This is a genomic window from Streptomyces griseobrunneus (assembly GCF_046713465.1).
In the GTDB taxonomy this organism is placed as follows: domain Bacteria; phylum Actinomycetota; class Actinomycetes; order Streptomycetales; family Streptomycetaceae; genus Streptomyces; species Streptomyces microflavus.
The window spans coordinates 1,443,111-1,463,540 of sequence record NZ_CP177080.1; the positions used below are offsets into that span (position 1 = coordinate 1,443,111).

Annotated in this window: 18 protein-coding genes and 1 pseudogene; 3 read left to right on the forward strand and 16 right to left on the reverse strand. The window is 72.7% G+C overall.

All coding sequences use genetic code 11. The features are described 5' to 3' along the window. The first annotated feature begins 5 nt into the window (after positions 1 to 5). On the forward strand, positions 6 to 761 hold the full coding sequence (locus tag ACK8N7_RS06450; RefSeq protein ID WP_500441386.1) for a sirohydrochlorin chelatase: 756 nt from the start codon (positions 6 to 8) through the stop codon (positions 759 to 761). 12 nt (positions 762 to 773) lie between these two features. On the opposite strand, the gene ACK8N7_RS06455 is transcribed toward ACK8N7_RS06450, so the two are convergent. From ACK8N7_RS06455 to ACK8N7_RS06520, 14 genes and pseudogenes are all read right to left on the reverse strand, one after another. Further along, entirely contained in the window at positions 774 to 1,391 is a 618-nt protein-coding gene (locus ACK8N7_RS06455) for a mycothiol-dependent nitroreductase Rv2466c family protein (protein WP_500441388.1), read from the reverse strand. 96 nt (positions 1,392 to 1,487) lie between these two features. Further along, positions 1,488 to 2,321: an ABC transporter ATP-binding protein gene (locus ACK8N7_RS06460; RefSeq protein WP_403211316.1), complete on the reverse strand. Its 834-nt coding sequence runs from the start codon at positions 2,319 to 2,321 to the stop codon at positions 1,488 to 1,490. Between the two features lie 3 nt (positions 2,322 to 2,324). Then, complete coding sequence (locus tag ACK8N7_RS06465) at positions 2,325 to 3,401, reverse strand: FecCD family ABC transporter permease (protein WP_500441390.1); 1,077 nt, start codon at positions 3,399 to 3,401, stop codon at positions 2,325 to 2,327. Continuing rightward, positions 3,398 to 4,423 (reverse strand): FecCD family ABC transporter permease, encoded by a 1,026-nt coding sequence (locus tag ACK8N7_RS06470; RefSeq protein ID WP_403211320.1) that lies wholly within the window; start codon positions 4,421 to 4,423, stop codon positions 3,398 to 3,400. The genes ACK8N7_RS06465 and ACK8N7_RS06470 overlap by 4 nt, the downstream gene beginning before the upstream one ends. A gap of 89 nt (positions 4,424 to 4,512) precedes the next feature. After that, a complete protein-coding gene (locus tag ACK8N7_RS06475) occupies positions 4,513 to 5,571 on the reverse strand; it encodes an iron-siderophore ABC transporter substrate-binding protein (RefSeq protein ID WP_500441393.1) in 1,059 nt (352 codons plus the stop codon). A 54-nt stretch (positions 5,572 to 5,625) separates the two neighbouring features. Beyond that, entirely contained in the window at positions 5,626 to 7,428 is a 1,803-nt protein-coding gene (locus ACK8N7_RS06480) for an ABC transporter ATP-binding protein (protein ID WP_500441394.1), read from the reverse strand. Further along, complete coding sequence (locus tag ACK8N7_RS06485) at positions 7,425 to 9,116, reverse strand: ABC transporter ATP-binding protein (protein WP_500441396.1); 1,692 nt, start codon at positions 9,114 to 9,116, stop codon at positions 7,425 to 7,427. Before ACK8N7_RS06485 ends, ACK8N7_RS06480 begins: the two co-directional genes overlap by 4 nt. Before the next feature lie 282 nt (positions 9,117 to 9,398). Further along, entirely contained in the window at positions 9,399 to 9,782 is a 384-nt protein-coding gene (locus tag ACK8N7_RS06490) for a nuclear transport factor 2 family protein (RefSeq protein WP_403211326.1), read from the reverse strand. Then, positions 9,775 to 10,323: a DUF1697 domain-containing protein gene (locus tag ACK8N7_RS06495; RefSeq protein WP_403211328.1), complete on the reverse strand. Its 549-nt coding sequence runs from the start codon at positions 10,321 to 10,323 to the stop codon at positions 9,775 to 9,777. Before ACK8N7_RS06495 ends, ACK8N7_RS06490 begins: the two co-directional genes overlap by 8 nt. 132 nt (positions 10,324 to 10,455) lie before the next feature. Further along, entirely contained in the window at positions 10,456 to 11,658 is a 1,203-nt protein-coding gene (locus tag ACK8N7_RS06500) for a S8 family peptidase (protein WP_500441399.1), read from the reverse strand. 538 nt (positions 11,659 to 12,196) lie between these two features. Further along, positions 12,197 to 13,433 (reverse strand): annotated as a pseudogene (gene mgt / locus ACK8N7_RS06505) (macrolide-inactivating glycosyltransferase); the annotation flags it as partial. Positions 13,434 to 13,451: 18 nt separating this feature from the next. Then, positions 13,452 to 14,750, reverse strand: coding sequence for an ABC transporter substrate-binding protein (locus ACK8N7_RS06510; protein ID WP_403211332.1), 1,299 nt, complete (start codon positions 14,748 to 14,750; stop codon positions 13,452 to 13,454). Further along, complete coding sequence (locus ACK8N7_RS06515) at positions 14,750 to 15,589, reverse strand: carbohydrate ABC transporter permease (RefSeq protein WP_403211334.1); 840 nt, start codon at positions 15,587 to 15,589, stop codon at positions 14,750 to 14,752. The genes ACK8N7_RS06510 and ACK8N7_RS06515 overlap by 1 nt, the downstream gene beginning before the upstream one ends. 25 nt (positions 15,590 to 15,614) lie before the next feature. Further along, positions 15,615 to 16,562 (reverse strand): carbohydrate ABC transporter permease, encoded by a 948-nt coding sequence (locus tag ACK8N7_RS06520; protein ID WP_403211336.1) that lies wholly within the window; start codon positions 16,560 to 16,562, stop codon positions 15,615 to 15,617. 286 nt (positions 16,563 to 16,848) lie between these two features. Between ACK8N7_RS06520 and ACK8N7_RS06525 the strand changes: the two genes are divergently transcribed. Then, the gene (locus tag ACK8N7_RS06525; RefSeq protein WP_500441402.1) at positions 16,849 to 17,715 is read left to right on the forward strand and encodes a phosphotransferase enzyme family protein; all 867 of its coding nucleotides are present in this window, start codon (positions 16,849 to 16,851) and stop codon (positions 17,713 to 17,715) included. Between the two features lie 51 nt (positions 17,716 to 17,766). Then, entirely contained in the window at positions 17,767 to 18,279 is a 513-nt protein-coding gene (locus tag ACK8N7_RS06530) for a hypothetical protein (protein WP_500441404.1), read from the forward strand. 23 nt (positions 18,280 to 18,302) lie between these two features. On the opposite strand, the gene ACK8N7_RS06535 is transcribed toward ACK8N7_RS06530, so the two are convergent. Beyond that, positions 18,303 to 19,016, reverse strand: coding sequence for a 3'-5' exonuclease (locus tag ACK8N7_RS06535; RefSeq protein ID WP_403211340.1), 714 nt, complete (start codon positions 19,014 to 19,016; stop codon positions 18,303 to 18,305). Between the two features lie 103 nt (positions 19,017 to 19,119). Next, complete coding sequence (locus ACK8N7_RS06540) at positions 19,120 to 20,355, reverse strand: DUF5919 domain-containing protein (RefSeq protein ID WP_403211342.1); 1,236 nt, start codon at positions 20,353 to 20,355, stop codon at positions 19,120 to 19,122. Between the last annotated feature and the right edge of the window lie 75 nt (positions 20,356 to 20,430).

Sequence of the window (20,430 nt, forward strand, 5' to 3'; positions counted from 1 at the left end):
CTCCCATGGCACCTTCCGTCCTCCTCGTCATCGCCCACGGCAGCCGCGACCCACGGCACGCCGCGACCGTGCACGCCCTCACCGGGCGGGTGCGGGCGCAGCGGCCGGGGCTGCGTGTGGAGACGGCGTTCCTGGAGTTCAACGCCCCTTCCGTGCCCCGGGTGCTGGAGCGCCTGGCCGCGGAGGGGGCGCCCGAGGTCATCGCCCTGCCGCTCCTCCTCACCCGGGCGTTCCACGCCAAGACCGACATCCCCTCGGTCCTGCGCGAGGCCCGCGTCCGGCTGCCGAGGCTGCACATCCGCCAGGCCGACGTCCTGGGCCCGTCCCCGCTGCTCAATGCCACGCTGGGGCGGCGGCTGCGGGAGGCCGGGGTCCGCCCCGGCGACATCCCCCGGACCGGGCTCGTCCTGGCCTCGGCGGGATCCTCCGACCCGGAGGCGATCGCAGTGATCGCTGAAATCGCGCGGGAGCTGCGGCACACCGGTTGGTGCGCCGTGCGGCCTGCGTTCGCCTCCGCATCCCTTCCCCGCACCGAGGACGCCGTACGGGCCCTGCGCGCCGACGGTGTCCGCCGGGTGGCGGTCGCGCCGTACGTCATCGCGCCCGGCCGGCTCCCCGACCGCATCGCGGCGGGCGCCGAGGCGGCCGGGGCGGACGTGCTGGCCGATGTCCTGGGCCCCGCGCCGGAGTTGGCGCGGCTGCTGCTGGACCGGTACGACGAGGCGCGGGTGCCGGTGGGGGCGTCGTCGCTCTCGGCGTGAGCCCCCTGCCGGTCAGTCGTAGGACAGGCCGCCCGAGCGGGCCCGCTTGAGTTCGAAGAAGCCCTGGTGGTTGGCGAGCACCCGGAAGCTGTCGAAGAGTTCGGCCGCCCCCTCGCCGCGCGGGATCGCGTTGAGGACCGGGCCGAACCAGACCGTGCCGTCCACGTGGATCGTCGGCGTGCCCACGTACGCGTCCTGCTCCGGGTCCTTGCCCGTGTCGTGGCTGCGGGCGACCTCGTCGTCGTACGCCGTCGAGTGCGCGGCCTCCGCCAGTGCGGCGGGCAGGCCCAGTTCGGCGAGGGAGGCGGCGATCACGGCGTCGAAGTCCGCCTCCTTGTGCTGGTGGATGCGGGTGCCCAGCGCGGTGTAGAGGTCTCGCAGGATTCCGTCGCCGTGGGCGGCGGCCGCGGCGACGGCGACCCGGACCGGGCCGATCGACTTGTCGACCAGCTCGCGGTACCAGGGGGCCAGTTCGTTGCCCCGGTTGTGCAGGTACAGGCTCATGGGACGGAAGCGGAGCTCGATGTCCCGGTGCTGCTCCACCTCCAGGATCCAGCGGGAGGCGATCCAGGCGAACGGGCAGGCGGGGTCGAAGAAGAAGTCGACGGTGGTGCGGTGCGGGGTGGTCATGATCCCAGCCTAGGAAGTGATTGGCGTGGAATCCCGGGCCAATCGCGTTCCGGTGCCGTGGGCCATTCGGGGTTCGCCGCCCGGCACCCCGGCCGCTCAGACGAGCGTCTTCCGTGGCTCCTCGGGGTCCGGGGTGTGGTGGCGGCCGACCGGGATCACCAGCGGGGTCCCGCTCACCGGGTCCGTGGCCACCTGGCAGCGGAGGCCGAAGACGTCCTCGACGGTCTCGGCGGTGATGACGTCGGCGGGGGCGCCCTCGGCGACGATGCTGCCCTTCTTCATCGCGATGACGTGATCGGCGTACCGGCAGGCCTGGTTGAGGTCGTGCAGGACCATGACGACCGTGCGCCCCTCACGGCGGTTGAGGTCGACGACGAGGTCCAGGACGTCGATCTGATGGGCGAGGTCGAGGTACGTCGTCGGCTCGTCCAGGAGGAGCACCGGGGTGCCCTGGGCCACGGCCATGGCGATCCAGGCGCGCTGGCGCTGGCCGCCGGAGAGTTCGTCCACCGCACGGTCGGCCAGGTCGGTGGTGCCGGTCGCGGCCAGCGCGTCGTGCACCGCCTGCTCGTCCGCCTTGGTCCACTGCCGCCACCACGTCTGGTGCGGGGAGCGGCCCCGGTTGACCAGGTCGATGACGGTGAGGCCCTCGGGGGCGACCGGCGACTGCGGGAGGATGCCGAGCTGCTGGGCCAACTCCCTGGTGGGGATGGAGTGCAGGGCCCGGCCGTCCAGGCTGACCGCCCCTTCGCGGGGGGTCAGCAGGCGGGCCAGGGCGCGCAACAGGGTCGATTTCCCGCAGGCGTTGGCGCCGACGATGGCGGTGATCCGGCCCGGCGGCACGGCCAGGTCGAGGCCGGAGACGACAGCCCGGTCGTCGTAGCCCAGGTGCAGGCCCTGCGCCCTCAGGTCGGGTTCGGCGGTGGACATCGGTCAGCCTCCTGAGCCCGCGCGGTTGACGCGGATGAGCAGCCAGAGCAGCACCGGGGCGCCGAGCACTCCGGTGACGATCCCGACGGGCAGTTCGGTGCCGGGGATCAGTTCGCGTGCGAGGACGTCGGACGCGAGGACGATGACGGCGCCGGTGAGTCCGCCGGCGAGCGGGGGCGGCCAGGCCGTGCGGCAGAGCCGCTGGGCGATCTGCGGGGCGGCGAGCGCCACGAACGCGACGGGCCCGGCCGCCGCCGTGGCGAAGGCGACCAGGCCGACGCCGGTGAGCAGGACGGTGAGGCGGACGGCCTGGACCCGGGTGCCGAGCCCCTTGGCGACGTCGTCGCCGAGTTGCAGCGTACGCATCAGCCTGCCGATCAGCAGGGCCGCGGGCACCAGCACGACGAGGGAGGCGGCGAGGGGTGCGGCCTGCTGCCAGTCGCGGCCGTTGAGGTTGCCGACGAGCCAGCCGAGCGCGGCCTGTGCCTGGAAGCGGCCGCCCCGGGCGAGCAGGAAGTCGGTGACGCTGAGGCAGATCCAGGAGACGCCGATGCCGACGAGGATGATGCGGTAGCCGGTGGTGCCGCGCCGCCAGGCGAGCCCGTAGACCAGCAGGGCGCTGGTGAGTGCGCCGATCAGGCCGAGGGCCTGGGTGCCGAGGCCGAAGTCCCAGCCCAGGACGATGCCCGCGACGACCGCGGTTCCGGCGCCCTGGGTGAGACCGATCATGTCGGGGCTGGCGAGCGGGTTGCGGGTCATCGTCTGGAACAGGGCCCCGGACATGCCGAACGCGATGCCCGCGAGCAGTCCCGTCATGGCGCGGGGCAGCCGCAGTTCCTGGACGACGAGAAGGGTGCCCGGGTCGCCGGAGCCGGTCAGGGCGCGGGCGACGTCGGTGAGGGGGATGCCGTACTCACCGATGGAGACGTTCCAGCACAGGGCCGCGAACACGGCGACGACGAGGGCCGCGCAGACGGCGAGCTGCCGGGGGCGCAGAGTGCCGGAGACCGGCGGGACGGACAGGCGGAAGGGGCGGGCGGCGGTCTTCTCCGTACGGAGGGAGTCGGTGGTCACGGTCATACCTCCGCGAGCCGGCGTCGGCGGACCAGGGCGATGAAGAAGGGGCCGCCGATGAAGGCGACGATGATCCCCGCCTGGACCTCGACGGGCCGGGCGATCACCCGGCCGAGGATGTCCGCCCCGAGCAGCAGCCCGGCGGCCAGCGCGGCCGAGAGCGGCAGCAGCCAGCGGTGGTCCGGGCCGAGTCCGGCGGACTGGGCGAGGGACCGGGCGACGTGCGGGACGACCAGGCCGATGAAGACGACGGGGCCGATCACCGCGACCGCCGCCCCGGTGAGGAGGGTGACCGCGACGACGCCCTGGAGGCGTACGAGGCCGAGCTTGCGGCCGAGCGAGGCGGCCACGTCGTCGCCGAGGGCGAGGCTGTTGAGGGCGGGGGCGCTCGCCAGCGCGAGGAGGGCGCCGAGGCCGAGGAAGGGCAGGATGCGCAGCACGGTGGAGGCGTCCTGGTTGGCGAGCGACCCCGCCGACCAGAAGCGGAACCGGTCCAGGGCGGCCGGGTCGGTGAGGACGACGGCGCTGGTCAGCGACGACAGCACGGCGGTCACCGCGACTCCCGCGAGCGCCAGCTTCACCGGCGTGGACCCCGAACGCCCCATCCGCCCCAGCAGATAGACGACGATGCTCGCCGCCATCGCCCCGGCGAACGCGAACCAGATGTAGCCGAGCAGCGAGCCGATCCCGGCGACCCCGGCGGCGATCACGATGGCGAAGGCCGCTCCCGCGCTCACCCCGAGGATGCCGGGGTCGGCGAGCGGGTTGCGGGTCAGCGCCTGCATCACGCAGCCGGAGAGGCCGAGGGCGGCGCCGGCGGCCAGCCCCAGGGCCGTACGCGGAACGCGCACCGACCAGATCACGTCCTCGATCCGGGGTCCGGTCGGCCGGCCGAGGAGCGCCTTGAGGACGTCGCCGGGCGGGATCCCGAGGGCGCCGAGACCGAGCGAGAGCAGGCACAGCACCACCAGCACGGTGGCGATCACGGCCACGAGCAGGGCGGGGCGCCATCGGGCGGGGCGGGTCACGGGGCTGGCTCCACGGTCCGGTTCCTCACGGGCGGTTCAGCAGGGGGTCCGTCCCGCCTGATCGCGGCGGGACGGACCGGGGGAAGGCGTCAGGACGCGGGGTGGACGACCTTCGTGTCCGGCTTGCCGTCGACGGCGGCCGACAGCATCGGGACCAGGCGGTCGACGGTGTACGGGATGCTCAGCGGGGTCACGAAGGAGATGGCGCTGCCGAAGTGGCTGCTCTCCTTGATCATGACCTCGCGGCCCTCCTTGACCGCGTCGAGCTTGCCGTACAGCGGGTCGGCGTGGAGCTTCGTGGCGTCCTTGGCAGGGTCGGTGACGATCCAGGCGACGGCGTCCGTGTCGAGGAGGTCGGTGCGCTCCTTGCTGATGTTGGCGCCGAACGCGTCGCCGACGACCTTGCCGAGGCCCGTGGGGAGCTGGAAGCCGAGGCCGGTGAGGACGCGGGAGCGGTTGTCCTGCGGGCCGTAGACGTACATGCCCTCGTACGGCGTCGCCATGACGGCGGTCCTGCCCTTGAACTCGGGGTGCGCGGCCGCGGCGTCGGTGATGTGCTTCTCGGTCTTCGCGACCAGCGCCTTGGCCTCGTCGCTCTTACCCAGGGCCCTGCCGACCTGCTCGGTCTGGTCCTGCCAGGAGATCCCCCAGTCCGGGACGTCCTTGGGCTGGGCGACGACCGGGGCGATCTTGGAGAGGGTGCGGTACTGGTCCTTGGTGAGGCCCGAGTACAGGGCCAGGATCAGGTCGGGGCGCAGCGAGGCGATCTTCTCGACCTGGGGGCCGGTGCCGTCGTCGTGCAGGACGGTCGGGCGCGGCTTGTCGCCGAGCGCCTTCTCCGCCCAGGGGCCGATCGCGCCCTTGAAGTCGCCGAACCACTCGGTCGTGCCGACCGGGGCCTTGCCGAGGGCGAGAACCGCGTCCTGGTCGGAGAGGCCGACGGTGACGATGCGCTTCGGCTCGTTCTTGAGGGTGGTGGCCCCGTACTTGTGGTCGAGGGTGACCGGGTACGCCCCCTTCGGCGCGCTGTCGGCGGACGGGGCCGCGGAGTCGCCGCTCTCGCCGGACCCGCAGGCGGCGGCTCCGAACAGCAGCAGGGCGGACGCGGCCACGGCGGTCAGCCGGGTCCGCTGGAACATGCGGGACATGGGCGGTTTCCTTCGGGAGGGTGGGCGTGCCACGGGGACGTGGGGGCTCGGGGGTCAGAGGCGGGGTGCGGCGCGGCTGCCGGACCAGGCCCGCCAGAGCGTCGCGTACGGGCCGTCGGCGGTGCGCAGTTCGTCGTGGGTGCCGCTCTCGACGACCCGGCCGGCCTTCAGCACCACGACCCGGTCGGCGGCTACGGCCTGGGTGAGCCGGTGGGCGACGACGAGGGCGGTGCGGCCGGCCAGGGCGGCCCCGGCGGAGCGTTCCAGGGTGCGGGCGCCCGCGCTGCCCGCTTCGGCGGTCGCCTCGTCGAGGACGACGACCGGGGGATCGGCCAGGACGAGCCGGGCGAGGGCGAGTTGCTGGGCGCGGGCGGGGTCGAGGCGGTGGCCGCCCTCCCCCACGACGGTGGCGAGCCCTTCCGGCAGGGCCTCGGCCCACTCCAGCGCGTACACGGTGGCCAGGGCGGTGCGCAGGTCGGCGTCGGTGGCATCGGGCCGGGCGAGGCGGAGGTCCTCGGCGAGGGTCCCGGTGAAGACGTGGACCTCCTGGGTGACCAGGACGACCGGCGGGCCCGCCGTGCTCGGCTCGCTCCGCGCGACGGAGACCGTGCCGCCGGTGGGCTGCTGGACGCCTGCGACGAGCCGGGCGAGGGTGGACTTCCCGGCCCCGCTGGTCCCGACGAGGGCCACGTGTTCGCCCGCGCGGAGGGTGAGCGAGACCTCGTGGAGGACGGTGCGGCCGGGGCCGTAGGCGTGGCTCACGGCATCGACGGTGACGGCCGCCTCGGCCTCGGTCCCGCTCCGCTTCCGCTGATGCGGCAGGCGTACCGCGCTCTCCTCGATGTCGGTCACCCCCACCAGCCGTGCGAGTCCGGCCGCAGCCGACTGGGCGTCGTCGAGCAGGACGAGGGCGGCGTTGACGGGTCCGAAGAGGCTGTGGAAGTAGAGGGCCGCGGCCGTCGCCGTACCGATGGAGACGGACCCGTCGCGGACCAGGAAGAAGCCGGTGACCAGTACGGCGGCCAGGCCGATGTACTCCGCGATGTGCAGGCGCGCGTAGAAGCCGAGCACCAGGTGGACGCTGCGCATGGTCAGCTCGACGGCCTTGCGCGAGCGCCGCGCGCTCTTCTCGGTGTGCTGCTCCTCCAGCCGGTGGCCGCGTACGGTCACCGCTCCGCCGATGGTCTCCAGGAGCTGTTGCTGCTGGGCCCCGTTGGCGACCCGCTGGTCGGCGTAGACCGTGACGGCCCGGCGTAGGTACCACCGGGCGGTGAGCGCCTGGACGGGTACGGCGAGGAGCGCGGCGAGGAGGAACCGTACGTCCAGCAGGGCCATCGCGCCGAGGGTCAGCACGATCGCGAGGACCGAGCGGGCCATCTCGGGCAGGGCGGAGCGGACGGCCTCCGCGACCCGGGCGACGTCTCCGGTGACCCGGGCTGTGAGGTCGCCCGCCCCGGCGCGCTCCAGGCGGTCGGCGGGGAGCTGGAGGGCACGTTCGACGAACTGCTCGCGCAGCCGGGCCAGTACGGTCTCGCCGAGCCGGGCGACCTGGGTCAGCCCGAGCGTGGTGGTGACGCCCTGGACGACGGCGACCACCAGGAGGAGGACGACGGGCAGGGTGAGGGCGTCGGCGGGGCGGCCGTCGGCAACGATGTCGACGATGCGGCCGAGGAGCGGCTGGACGAGGAGCCCCACGGCGGTCGCGCCGACGAGGACGACGAGGCCCAGGAGCGCCCGGCCCCGGTCGGGGCGGATCAGGGTGCGCAGGGCGGCCCGGGTGCGGGCGCCCGAGGCGATGGGGAGCAGTTCGGCACTGTCGTCGGCCGTGCCCGGTATGCCCGATGGAGTGGTGGTCATGTGAGCACCGCCGTGCGGTAGACGGGATGGTCGCGTACGAGGTCCTCGTGCGGGGCCTCGGCGGTGATGGTGCCGCCGTCGATGAGGACGACGCGGTCGGTGGCGGCGAGCAGCGCGGGGCTGCTGGTGACCAGGACCGTGGTGCGGCCGGTGCGGGCGTGGCGGATGCCGGTGGCGATACGGGCCTCGGTGGCGGCGTCGACGGCGGTGGTCGGGTCGTGCACGACGAGGACGGACCGGTCGGCGGCGAGCGCGCGGGCCAGGGCGACGCGCTGGCGCTGGCCGCCGGAGAGGGCGCTGCCGCGCTCGCCGATCCGCCCGGCGGTGCCGCCGGGCAGGGTGGCGGCGACCTCGTCGACGGCGGCGGCGTCCATGGCCGGTTGCGGGCCGGCTCCGGCGGGGGCGGCGGCCGTGACGTTGTCGAGGAGGGTGCCGTCGAAGAGCTGAGCGTCGTGCTCGGCCACCAGCAGCGTGGAGCGCAGGGCGGCGGGGGCGAGCTCGGTGACGGGGGTGCCGTCGAGTTCGATGCGTCCCCGGTCGGGGTCGCAGCGGCGGGCGAGGCAGTGCAGCAGGGTGGCGGCGTCGGCGGCGTCGGTGACGACGATGCCGAGGTGTTCGCCGGGGCGCACGGTCAGGTCGATCCCGTCGAGCCCGGCGTGGCCGAGGTCGTGCAGGCGCAGTTCGCCGGTGGTGGGGGTCGCGGGTTCGGCGGTGCCGCCCGTGGTCTCGCCGGGCGCGGCAAGCACGCCGGCGATGCGGGCGGCGGAGGCGCGGGCCCTGGCGAGTTCGGCGCCGACCCAGGCCAGCACGCTGATCGGGCCGGGGAGGAAGAGGGCGAGGCCGACGGCGGAGACGAGGGCGCCGAGGCCGATGGAGCCGCTGAGCACCAGGCGGCCGCCGACGAGGGCGACCAGCGCGATGAAGGCGCCGGTGAGGGTGAGCATCAGGCCGGTCTGGAGGGCGGCGGCGCGGGCGGCGCGCACATTGGCCTCGCGAGAGGCCTGGCTGGTGGTCCGGTAGCGGGCGACGGCGGCGCGCTCGGCCCGCAGGCCCTTGAGTACGCGGACCCCGGCGACCAGGTCGGCGGCTACCCCGGAGGCGTGGGCGGCGCTTTCCTGTTCGGCCTCGCTGCGGTGCTCCAGGGGACGGGCGAGGTAGTGGCCGAGCGCCATGAGGACCGGGGCGCCGATCAGGACGAGGAGGCCGAGGGGGACGGAGGCCCGCAGCAGGAGGACCGCGCCCGCGACGACTCCGACGACGGCGGCGATGCCGAGGGTGAGGGCCATGTTGAGGGCCCCGACCCGCCGGGCGTCCTCGGTGGCCACGTTGACCAGGGCCCCGGGGGGCCGCCCGGCCTCGGCACCGCCGTGCGGGGCGAGGACCCGGCGTACGACATCGAGGCGCAGCTGGTGCGCGGCCTGCTCGGCGGCGCGCTCGCCGGCCCGGGCGCCGAAGCGGAAGCCGTAGGAGAGCGTGGCGTAGACGACGGCGAGGACGACGAGCCAGGCGGCGAGCGCTCCCCCGTCGGGGCGGACCACGGCACGGTCGACGATCAGGCCGATGAGTACGGGCACGAGCGCTTCGCCGGTCTGGTGGGCGGCGCCCAGCAGCGAACCGAGGACGACGTCCCGGCGCTGCCCTGCTACGGCGCGCCGGATGACACCGCGCCCGGACGTGTCAGCCCCCACCCACCCGCTCCTCAAGCCTGTACCGGACAAGGCGGGAGGGGCGACTTCCAGCCACCCGTCTCCAGCCAAACGAAGGTAAGGCTAACTTGCTCGACGCCCGGTGCGGAACGGGCCCCGGTGGACGTTCCGCGGAGGCGCGGCCAGGGTTCGGCGAACGTCCTCCGGCGCGTCGGCGGGCAGGTTCTCGCGGAGGACATGCTCTGCCGCGCGGGGTGAGCGCCGGTACGGGGGTGGGCGTCCGGCTCACCCCCGTACCGCGAGCTCCACGTCCGCCCCGGAAGCTCAGACCTCGGCGAACGGGTCGTCGATGAACGGGGTCGCCTGGTGGAAGTAGAGCCGCCACCCCGCCCCGGTCAGCCGCCACAGGGAGCTGCGGTGCGAGCGCAGCCCCTTGGACTCGGTGTCGAAGGTGAGGTGCACCAGATCCGAGCAGAGCTCCACGCCCTGCATCCGGGACGCGGTCAGCGGGCCGGGACCCGGGGCGTCGTCGGCGGTGAGCGCCTCGATGATCGTCTCCCGGTTCCAGAGCCGGCCGCTGGTGCCGATCTCCCGGAACCCGGGGTGCAGCAGGGAGGCGAGGAGATCCGCGGAGGCGCGTACCACCGGGTCCAGCAGGCGGAGTTCGCCTTCGATGGCTGCGGCCACGGCGGGCGACGGCTCAGACACGTGTCATCTCCACAAGTTTTGCCACGGTGTTCCAGTTGCGGGTGGTGGCGGTGAGGCCCGCGGTCTGCCGGGGGCGTGCCAGTGCCTCGGCCAGCTTGGAGCGGCCGAGTCCGTCGGGAGCGTACAGGTAGAGGCAGCGGTCACCGAGCTCGAAGGCCTCCGGCCGGTAGGCCTGTGCGTCGAGTGCGGCGAAGCGCCCGCTCTCCACGGCCCGGTCGAAGTAGGTGACGTGGAGCTGCTTGCCCTCCAGCTCGGCGGCGGAAAAGGGGCAGGCGTCCGCGACGGCGGCGAGATAGGAGCCGCTGCGGACGATACAGCTGACGGAGAATCCGAACCGCTCGTGCAGGGCCTGTTCGAGAGCGGCGGCGAGCGCGTTCTCGTCCTTGCTGTCGCTGCGGAAGACGGCGTTGCCGCTCTGCAGGTGGGTGGCGATGTCGGTGTGCCCCAGTTCACCGAGCACGGTGCGCAGTTCCGGCATCGGGACCCTCTTGTGGCCGCTCACATTGATCCCGCGCAGCAGCGCCGCGTACTTCGTCGTCATGGCCCCACACACACTAGAGCGATCTTTCCTCCGGCGCGCAGCCGCCGCGCCCCGTGGGGGAGGGCGCGGCGGCTGCTGTGCGCGAGCGTTGCCGGACGGGGGCGGTGGGGCGCCACCGTCCGGCGGTGGGTCCTACTCGACGATCTTGAGGAGCTTGTTCGCCGTGCCCTCGGTCGCGTTGGAGATGGCGTCCGGGGTGGCTCCCCCGGTGAGCGCCGTGGCGACCTGCTCCGGGGTGGCGTCCTGGTGGCCCGCCAGGTAGACGGCGGCCGCGCCGACGACGTGCGGGGTGGCCATGGACGTACCGGAGATGGTGTTGGTGCCGGTGTCGCTGTCGTTCCAGGTGGACGTGATGTCCGAGCCGGGGGCGTAGATGTCCACGACGGGGCCGAAGTTGGAGAACGAGGACTGCTCGTCGGCCTCCGTGGACGAGGCGACGGTGATCGCCTCGGGGACGCGGGAGGGCGAACCCTGGCCGGCGTCGCTGGACTCGTTGCCCGCGGCGACACCGAAGGTGATGCCGGCGGCGATGGCCTTCTGGACGGCCTCGTCGAGAGCCGGGTCGGCGCCGCCGCCGAGGCTCATGTTGGCGACGGACGGGCCGGACGCGTTGGCGGCGACCCAGTCGATGCCGGCGATGACCTGCTCGGTGGTGCCCGAGCCGTTGTCGTCCAGGACTCGGACGCCGACGATCTTGGCCTTCTTGGCGACGCCGTGCGCGCCCCCGGCGATGGTGCCCGCCACGTGGGTGCCGTGCCCGTTGCCGTCGTCGGCGTCGTCGTCGTTGTCCACGGCGTCGAAGCCCGAGGTGGCCCGGCCCTCGAAGTCCTCGTGGGTGACACGGACCCCGGTGTCGATGACGTACGCGGTGACGCCCTCACCGGCGGCGTCGGGGTAGTTGTACGCGTTGTCGCCCGCGGTCTCGGCCTGGTCCACGCGGTCAAGACCCCACGACGGCGGGTTCTCCTGGGTGGCGTTGATGGTGAACTTCTTGTTCTGCACCACCTTGGCGACGGACGGGTCGGCGGCGAGGCGCTTGGCCTCGGTCTCCGAGAGTCCGCTGGCGGAGAAGCCGTTGATGCTGGAGGAGTAGTCGCGCTGGAGCTTGCCGCCGTACTCCTTGGCGAGCTTCGACTTGTCCGCCTTCTCGCCCAGCATGACGATGTAGCTGCCGGAGACGGCGGTCTCGGCGTCCGCGCCGTAGACCGTGCCCATGGGAGCCGGCGCGGCTCCGGCGAACGAGGTTCCGAACAGGGTGACTCCGGCTGCGGCCGCCACAGCGGTGATCGCGGCGGTGAGCTTGGTCCGGCGGCTGGTGCGCTGGTGCTTGGCCATGAAGAGGGGTCTCCTCGTCAATCTCTGTGGGGGGATTGACCTCCGGCCGGAAGATCTCCGGGGGTTGGCTCGAAACCCTGACCGATTGACGAGCACAGATCAAGACCCCCTTGCATCTGTGACTTACTCAACAAGGTTTCGTAACAAGAAATCGGCCATGGCGGGTCACAACGGGCAACGGTCGTCAACACCCGGACAACAACGCCGTGTCGGCGGGGCGCGAGGGGGGCCCGAGCAGAGGGAACCTGCAGTTCAGAGCCGCCGCCGGGCCGTTCGCACCACCGCGCACCGCACCCGGGTGTGCCCGGCACCGGCACTGCCGGAGGGAGGCGGGTATGCGTGAAGACATGTGAACGTGCGTGAAGAAGTGCGCGAGAGGGGTGAAGTCCCCTGCCGGAGATGTGGAGTCACCCGGGGGGTGCGTGCAGATGCAACGACCACCGGCATCGCACGGACGAACGCCCCACCCCGCACGACCGCGCCGCACGGCGGTGCGGGGCGGGGCGAGAACGTCCGGATACCATTCCGGCCGGTCCGCTCAGAGCGACAGCTCGGCCTCGATGAGATCGGCCGCCCGGAGCGTACCGCCCTCCTTCGCCATCTGCTCGCGCAGCCTGGCGGACCGCTCGGCCACCTCCGGGTCGTCGGCCAGCGCGAGCACGGCGGCGCGCAGCGTGGCGGCGTCGGCCTCCTCCATGGGTACGTGCCGGGCCACGCCGAGCGCCTGGAGCATGTCGGCGTTGCCGAACTGGTCGACGGCCTGAGGCACGGCCACCATCGGCGTCCCCGTGGCGAGCCCCTCCTGGCTGCCGCCCGCCCCGGCATGGGTGATGAAGGCGTCGGCCTGCTTCAGGACCGCCAACTGCGGCACCCACGCGTGCACTTCCACATTCGCCGGTACGTCACCGAGCTCGGCCGGGTCGACATGCGCGCCGATCTGGAGCACCACGTGCCAGCCGGGCAGATCACCGAAGGCCGCGACGCACTCCCGGTAGAAGGCGGGCTGCTTGGTGAACGAGGAGCCGAGCGAGACCAGCAGCACCTTCTCGGCCCCGGCCGGCCGCTCCCACTCCCCCTGGTCGGCCCGGTCGCCCTGGCAGGCGCCGACGAAGGTGTACATCCCGCGGTCCACCCGGTCCGCGTTGGGCTGGAGCGCCTCGGGGATCAGGACGATGCCCCGGCGCGGGCGGGCCACGAAGTCGTCGCCGGAGAGATGGCCGAGGCCGTTTCCGGCGAGCCAGCCGTCGAAGTGGGCGTAGTACGCCCTGCCGCGCTCGGTCTGTTTCAGCTCGGCGGTCATCGGCTCGCCGACCTCCTTCTCGTACCCCTCCCAGGGAACCAGGTTGGGCCAGAGGGAGACGGCGGGGACGCCCCAGCGATGGGCGAGGACGCGGGCGGGATAGGAGGTGATGTCGTGCAGGACGAGGTCGGGCTCGTCGCCCTCGAAGGCGGTGACGAGGTGGGGGAAGGCCTGAATGGCGTCGGCGAGGAAGGGTTCGAGGTTGTCGATCAGCTCGGTGCCCCAGGCCTCCGGGTCGTCGTCCGTCGGCAGGGTCGAGGTGTAGATCACCGGCTCGGCGCCGGTGGCCGCGACCTTGTCGGCGAACGAGGCGGGAATGGCGTAACTGACGCGGTGCCCACGGCTGACGAGCTCCCGGATGACGTCGAGGCTCGGGTTCACATGTCCGTGGGCGGCGATGGAGAACATGGCGATGTGGGCACGCGGGGATTCCGTCATGCCGCCCACCATAAACGAGACGGTACGTCTCGTCTAGTTATTTCGGATGTCCTCCTCAGCGCTGGTAGCGGGCCAGGACCCGCTTGCCGTCGTCGACCAGCCGTTTGCGCAGCTCATCGGTGCCGATCGCGCCGCTGTAGTACTCCTGGAGCGCTGGGGTCGCCACCTTGTCCTTCCACTCGGGGTAGCCGCGTACGGTCTGCGCGGGCGCCGGGCGCAGAAACCGGGCCAGCGCGGTCCCGGTGGCCCAGCCGTGCTCGGCGGTGTGCAGGGAGGGGTGGGCGAGGGCGGTGGTGCCGGTGGGCAGCATCCAGTCGCCCCTGGCCAGCCGGACCATGTTCGGCGGCCGCAGCAGGAAGTCGATGAAGGCGACGGCCTCCTTCTTGTGCGGGCTGTCCTCGGCGACGGAGAGGGTCTGCGGGCTCACCCCCTGGGCCGGCCCGCCACTGCCCGCCGGAGCGGGCAGGACCGTCCACTCGAACCCTTCGGGGGCCTGCTCGACGATCTGCTGGCGGTAGGCGAACCCGAGCGGAAGCATCGCGTACCGGCCGCCGAAGAAGCCGGGCAGGGCGTCCGAGCCGCCCATCCCGAGCGCCGTACGGGCCGCGCTGCGGTCGGTGTTGACCTGGTCGTGGATGGTGCCGGTCACCACCTTGTCGCCCTCCTCGAAGCGCAGCTCGACCCTGCCGTCCGGTTCGCGGTGGAAGAGCTGCCCGCCGCCGGAGAGGCCCAGGTTGAGGGTGACGGAGACGGGTTCCTTGAGCGGCCAGGCGACCCCGTAACGCCCCTTGCCGGTCAGCTCCTTGGAGACATCGCGGAACTCGGTCCAGCTCCAGGGCTGCTCCGCCGTCGGGATCCGCACGCCCGACGCCTTGAGGATCTTGCTGTTGGCGATGAGGACGCGGGGTTCCTGGAGGAAGGGGACTCCGTAGGTCCCGCCGTCGAAGGTGGTGGTGCGCCAGGACCGCTCGGGGATGTCGGCCTTCAGCCGGTCCGGGAGGAGGGTGCGCAGGTCGGCGAGGTAGCCGCCGTAAGCGAAGTCGGCGAGGTCGTCGGAGGCGTCGTGGATGATGTCGGGCGCCTCGCCGCCCTCGAAGGAGGTGAGCAGCTGGTCGTGGACGTTGTCCCAGCTGCCCTGGACGTAGTCCACCTGTACGCCGGGGTGGGCGGCGTTCCACTCCTTCACCAGCTGCTTGTTGGCGTCGACGGACTCCTTCTGCCAGGCCAGCGACTGGAACCTGAGGCGGATGGTGCCGTCGGCGTCCCTGCCGTCGTCGGTGGCCGAGCAGCCGGTGAGCAGGAGGACGAGGACGGTGGCGGCGACCGCGACGCGCCGGGTCGGGGTGCGACGCATCAGCCCCTCACCGCCCCGGCCGTCATCCCGCCGGTGATCCGCCGCTGGATGAAGGCGAAGAGGACCAGGGAGGGCAGCGTGGCGAGGAACGCGGCGGCGGCCAGCGGACCGAGGTCGGCCACGCCCTCCGCGCCGAGGAAGTGGGTGAGGACGACCGGCAAGGTCTGCTTCTCCGGGGTCTTGAGCAGGACGAGTGCGAAGAAGAACTCGTTCCATGCGGTGATGAACGCGAAGAGGGCGGTGGCGACGATTCCGGGGGCGAGCAGCGGGGCGACGACCGAGACGAGGGTCCGTACGCGGCCCGCGCCGTCGACGGCGGCGGCCTCCTCCAGCTCGGCCGGCACGGCCCGGACGTACCCGGCGAGCATCCACAGCGCGAAGGGCAGCGACCAGACGACGTACACCAGGATCAGCCCCCAGAGGGTGTTGATCAGATGCAGGTTCTTCAGCACCAGGAAGAGCGGAATGATCACCAGCACGAACGGGAACGCCTGGCTGACCACGACCCAGCCGGTCGCGGCGGTGGCGAGGCGGCCCCGGTGGCGGGCCATCACATAGGCCATCGGCGTGGCGATGACGACGGCGATCAGGGCGGCGGAGACGGCGGTGATCAGCGAGTTGGCCGCGGCCTGGAGCAGCGGCTGCTCGTCGAAGGCCTGCCGGAAGTTGTCCAGGGTGGGCTTCTCGGGGATCCAGGTGGGGTGCAGGGAGCCCAGTTCGCGGGCGGGCTTGAAGGCGGTGGAGAGCAGCCACAGGAACGGGAAGGCCAGGAACACCAGGTACGCCAGGAGCGCGAGGTACTGGCCGGCGCGGGCGGCCCTGCTGGTGGGAAGACTCATCGCGTCCCGCCTCCTTCGGGGATCCTCATCGCTCCTCGCCTCCCTTGATCCGGCCGACGAGGTAGCAGGCGAGGATCACGGAGATCACCGCGACCATCACACAGCCCATCGCGGCGGCGTAGCCGAACTGTCCGTACCGGAAGGCTTCCTCGTACGCGAAGAGCATCGGCAGCCGGGTCCGCCCGCCGGGACCGCCGCTGGTCAGCACATAGACGAGGGCGAAGGAGTTGAAGTTCCAAATAAAGTTGAGGGCGGTGATGGCGAGGGCGATGGGCTTGATCGCGGGCCAGGTGACCGTACGGAACCGGCGCCAGGCGCCCGCCCCGTCCAGGGCCGCCGCCTCGTGGAGTTCGTGCGGGGTGTTCTGGAGTCCGGCGAGCAGGGCGACGGTGGTCTGGGGCATGCCCGCCCAGATCCCGACGAGGATCACGGCGGGGAGCGCGGTGGCGAGGCCGGTGAGCCAGTCCCGGCCGTCGCCGAGGCCGAGGTCGCGGATGGTCTCGTTGAGGATGCCCGCGTCGGGGTTGTAGACGAGCCGCCACATGATGCCGACGACGACTTCGGGCATCGCCCACGGGATGATCGCCAGCGCCCGGGCCAGCCAGCGCATCCGCAGCTTCTGGTTGAGGAGCAGGGCGAGACCGAGGGCCAGCAGGAACTGCGGGACGGTGACGCCGAACGCCCAGATGAGGCCGATCCGGAACGAGTCCCAGAACAGGGTGTCGTGCAGGAGGTCCTGGAAGTTCAGGGTGCCGATCCACTGGGTGGAGCGGGTGCGGCCGGACTGGGCGTCGGTGAAGGCGAGCGCGATGCCGTAGAGGAGGGGCCCGACGCTGAGGATCAGGATCGGGAGGAGGGCGGGCAGGACGAGGAACCAGGCCGCCCGGTCCCGGGCCGTGGCGCCGGGCGCTCCGGCCGGTCCGTTCCGTGCACGTCCCGGCCCGGACCGCCCCTTCACGGACGCTGATGTCACGAATAAGACCTCTTCGCGGTCTAGGGCCTGTCGTTCGGATCAGGCCGGATCAGGGAGCGGGGTCCGGTGCGTGCAGCTGCAAGGCGGAGGAGGGAGTCACTTCGGAGCATTGGCGACCGACGACAACGCCGCAGATGGACGTGCCGGGGCACGCGAGCCCGGCCTGATCCGAACGACAGGCCCTAGGTGAGGTTCATACCGATCTGGCAGCCCTGGTGGCCTCCGTCATCGTGCTGACGGGCCGTCGGTTCGTCAAGGTGGCCTGCGCGGATGCAAAATCGCACCCATGGACGAGATGCGTGCGCGTGAGGTGCTGACGGCCGCCGGTTTCCCCGGCACGCCGGAACTGCTGGCGCTGGGCGAGAACGCGGTCTTCGCGGCCGGCGACCTGGTGGTGAAGGTCGGCCGGGACGCCACCGGCCACCCGGAGCTGGCGGCCCGGGCCGAACGGGAGGTGGCGGTCGCCGACTGGCTCGCCGCGTCGGGCGTCCCGGCCGTGCGGGCCGCCGAGCACCTGGTACGCCGGGTCGAGGGCCACCCGGTGACGGTCTGGCACCGGCTCCCCGCCCCCGTACGCCCCACCGAACCCCGCGATCTGGCGCCCCTGCTCTCCCGGGTGCACGCCCTGCCCGCCCCCGAGGGATTCACGCTCCCGCGCCGCGAACTGCTCGGCGGGGTGGAGCGCTGGCTGACCCTGGCGGGCGACACGATCGACCCGGACGACGCCGACTACCTCCGCGGCCGCCGCGACGGCTTCGCGGCCGCGGCCGCCGCCCTGGTCCCCCACCTGCCCCAGGGCCCGATCCACGGCGACGCGCTCCCCCGCAATGTCCATGTCGGCCCCGAGGGCCCGGTCCTGGTCGATCTGGAGACCTTCTCCACGGACCTGCGGGAACACGACCTGGTCGTCCTCGCCCTCTCCCGCGACCGCTATGGCCTCGACCCCTCGGCCTACGACGCCTTCTCGTCCGCGTACGGCTGGGACGTACGGGAGTGGGAGGGCTGCACGGTCCTGCGCGGCGCCCGCGAGACGGCCAGCTGCGCCTGGGTCGCCCAGCACGCCCCGGCCAACCCGAAGGCGCTCACGGAGTTCCGCCGCCGGGTGGCGTCACTGCGCGAGGGCGATCCCGAGGTCCGCTGGTACCCCTTCTGAAGGGCCAGCGGGCCGGCGGCCGGACGAGGTCGCGGAGCGTAGGTTGATCTCATGGGATTCTTCGACAAGCTGACCGGAACCAAGCGCCCGGAGACCGGGGTGGCGCCGCGACCGGCCGAGGAGTTGCGGACGGCCCTGCTCGGTCTCAACCGGCCGGACGTCCCCTACGTCATCAGCGACGGCGCGGCGCACGGCGCCGATCTGGTGGCGGAGTGGCGGATCGCCGAGCCCGCCTGGCAGACCTTCTTCATCGGATCCCAGCTGACGCACGCCGTCCGGATCCGGATGCGCCTGGCCGAGGACGTCACCGAGGTGCGTGCCGTCGAGGAGAGTTGGGAAGTCACCCGCGTCGGGAATCCTCCGCGGCTCCGGACTTCGGCGGCGTACGCGCGCGGCGCGGGCAGGACCGTGTCGCGCCGGTACACACTCCACCGAGGGGAGAGCGGCCGCCTCGAAGCGACCGAGTCGTTCAGCTTCGACAGCGCGCAGCTGACGAACCCCCTGCGGAACACCACCCTCGAGTCGGGCTGGACCTGGCGCGGAGTGATCTTCGGCAAGCTCTGACTCCGGTTACGCCCCCCTGCCGGTCACCCGCTCCGCGGAATCACCGGCCAGGCCTGCTCCACCACCGCCGCCGGGTTCGCCGTGCGCCGCAGATAGGCCTGGAGCGAGGCGGACTGTTCGGCGGCCGCCCGGACCTGGAGGGCGTGCAGTTCGGCCGGGGGCAGCGTGCTGACCGGGCGGTGGCGCTCGCCCATCTGCCGCACCACGCGGACGGCGGCCACCGCGTCGGCGGTCGCGTCGTGGGCGTCGGACAGGGTCACTCCGTAGTGCTCGCACAGGGCCTGGAGGGCTCGCTTGCCCTTGCGGTACTTGTCGACGTGCTTGTCGATCACCAGCGGGTCGATGACGGGCGAGGGCACTCCGCCGATCCGCTTGTCGACGGAGTCCAGTCCGTACCGCCCGCATTCACGGTCCAGGAGCGAGAGGTCGTAGCGCGCGTTCATCACCACCAGCGGCACCCCCGAGCGCAGCACCTCGGCGACCGCGTGGGCGATCTCCTCCACGGCCGAGGCGGCCCGCGCGCCGTGCTTGCGGGCGTGGTCGGTGCCGATGCCGTGGATCGCGGACGCCTGCTCGGGTATCGCCACCCCCGGGTCGAGCAGCCAGGTCCGCTGCTCGGTGACCGTCCCGTCCGGCTCCAGCCGGACCAGTGCGGCGGTGACGATCCGGTCGGTCTCGACGTCGGTCCCCGTCGTCTCCAGGTCGAAGCCGACCAGTGGTCCCTGATGCCAGCTCATCCCGATACCTCCTTCGTGGTGCTCCCCCGTGGTGCTCCCCCCGAGTGATGACCACCTTCGCACGCAGCACTGACAACACCGGGAGGGGTGTCGGGACGGGACCTCACGACACCGGGCGCGAGTCCGTCCAGACCGACTCGAACTCCTCGCGGTACGTCTCGAAGAGACCGTGCTCGCTGTCCTGCCCCGCCCGCACCACCGTGCGCCGCCCCCCGCCGCGCAGGACCAGCACCGGTGCCTCCATGCCCCGGGCCCGCCGCAGATAGGGCTGGACGACGCCCACGGCGTCCGCGCCGTCGCCGTCGACCAGGTACGCGGTGAAGCGCGGGGTCTCGTCGAAGACCTGGATCTCGAAGGCGCCCGGGTCGCGGAGCTTGGAGCGGACCCGGCGCATGTGGAGGATGTTCATCTCCACCGAGCGGCTCAGCTCGCCCTTCTTGAGGCCCAGTTCCCGCTCCCGGCGCTTCACCGCGCTGCTGGCCGGGTTGATGAAGAGCAGCCGGACCCGGCAGCCCGACTCGGCGAGCCGGACGAGCCGGCGGCCGGAGAAGTTCTGGACGAGCAGGTTGAGGCCTATGCCGATGGCGTCAAGCCGCCGCGCCCCGCCGAACAGGTCCTCGGCCGGCAGCTGGCGCTGGAGCCTGACCCGGTCGGGGTGGACCGAGACCACGTCCGCGTACCGGTCGCCGACCAGCTCCTCCACCGCGTCCACCGGCAGCCGGTCGGCGGACGGCACCGCGGCCCCGCTGCCGAGGATGTCCAGGAGGCGGGCGGAGGCGCGCTCGGCCTGGGCCAGCACCGCCTCGTTCAGCGCCCGGTTGCGGGAGACGACGTTACGGGCCACCTCCAGCTCGTCCAGGGCCAGCTCGACGTCACGCCGGTCGTCGAAGTACGGCTCGAAGCACGGCCAGTGCTGGACCATCAGCTCGCGCAGCTGCGGCAGCGTGAGGAAGCTGAGGACGTTGTCGTCGGCCGGGTCGAGCAGATAGCCCTTGCGGCGCGAGACCTCGCGTACGGCGACGGCGCGCTGCACCCACTCCTGTCCGGCGGGCCCGGCGGCGGCCACCACCCAGTCCTCGCCGTGCACCGGCTCGTAGATCGGCCGGAGCACCGCGGCGACCACCGCGCGCAGCCGCTGTTCGACCAGATTCAGCCAGATATAGGCGCGGCCCGCCCGCTGGGCGCGGGTGCGCACCTCGCTCCAGGCCTCGGCGCCCCAGTCCAGCTCGGCGCCGATCTCCATGGGCTGCGCGAGGGACACCGCCCCGGGCGGCGCATCGGTCGATTCCCCCTCGTGACCTGCGTCACCTGGGGGTAGCTCGAACCCTCCCGAGCTCACCCGCGTACCGCCTTCCACTCCCCCACCCAACGATCAAGGAAGGGTACTCCGGGAGCGGGATCCGGTGCAGCCCGA

What these genes read in the sequence shown, in the direction of transcription:
- ACK8N7_RS06450 (WP_500441386.1), top strand. Translation starts at nt 6, where the DNA reads ATGGCACCTTCCGTCCTCCTCGTCATCGCCCACGGCAGCCGCGACCCA.
- ACK8N7_RS06455 (WP_500441388.1), bottom strand. Translation starts at nt 1,391, where the DNA reads ATGACCACCCCGCACCGCACCACCGTCGACTTCTTCTTCGACCCCGCC.
- ACK8N7_RS06460 (WP_403211316.1), bottom strand. Translation starts at nt 2,321, where the DNA reads ATGTCCACCGCCGAACCCGACCTGAGGGCGCAGGGCCTGCACCTGGGC.
- ACK8N7_RS06465 (WP_500441390.1), bottom strand. Translation starts at nt 3,401, where the DNA reads ATGACCGTGACCACCGACTCCCTCCGTACGGAGAAGACCGCCGCCCGC.
- ACK8N7_RS06475 (WP_500441393.1), bottom strand. Translation starts at nt 5,571, where the DNA reads ATGTCCCGCATGTTCCAGCGGACCCGGCTGACCGCCGTGGCCGCGTCC.
- ACK8N7_RS06480 (WP_500441394.1), bottom strand. Translation starts at nt 7,428, where the DNA reads ATGACCACCACTCCATCGGGCATACCGGGCACGGCCGACGACAGTGCC.
- ACK8N7_RS06495 (WP_403211328.1), bottom strand. Translation starts at nt 10,323, where the DNA reads ATGACGACGAAGTACGCGGCGCTGCTGCGCGGGATCAATGTGAGCGGC.
- ACK8N7_RS06500 (WP_500441399.1), bottom strand. Translation starts at nt 11,658, where the DNA reads ATGGCCAAGCACCAGCGCACCAGCCGCCGGACCAAGCTCACCGCCGCG.
- ACK8N7_RS06510 (WP_403211332.1), bottom strand. Translation starts at nt 14,750, where the DNA reads ATGCGTCGCACCCCGACCCGGCGCGTCGCGGTCGCCGCCACCGTCCTC.
- ACK8N7_RS06515 (WP_403211334.1), bottom strand. Translation starts at nt 15,589, where the DNA reads ATGAGTCTTCCCACCAGCAGGGCCGCCCGCGCCGGCCAGTACCTCGCG.
- ACK8N7_RS06525 (WP_500441402.1), top strand. Translation starts at nt 16,849, where the DNA reads ATGGACGAGATGCGTGCGCGTGAGGTGCTGACGGCCGCCGGTTTCCCC.
- ACK8N7_RS06530 (WP_500441404.1), top strand. Translation starts at nt 17,767, where the DNA reads ATGGGATTCTTCGACAAGCTGACCGGAACCAAGCGCCCGGAGACCGGG.
- ACK8N7_RS06535 (WP_403211340.1), bottom strand. Translation starts at nt 19,016, where the DNA reads ATGAGCTGGCATCAGGGACCACTGGTCGGCTTCGACCTGGAGACGACG.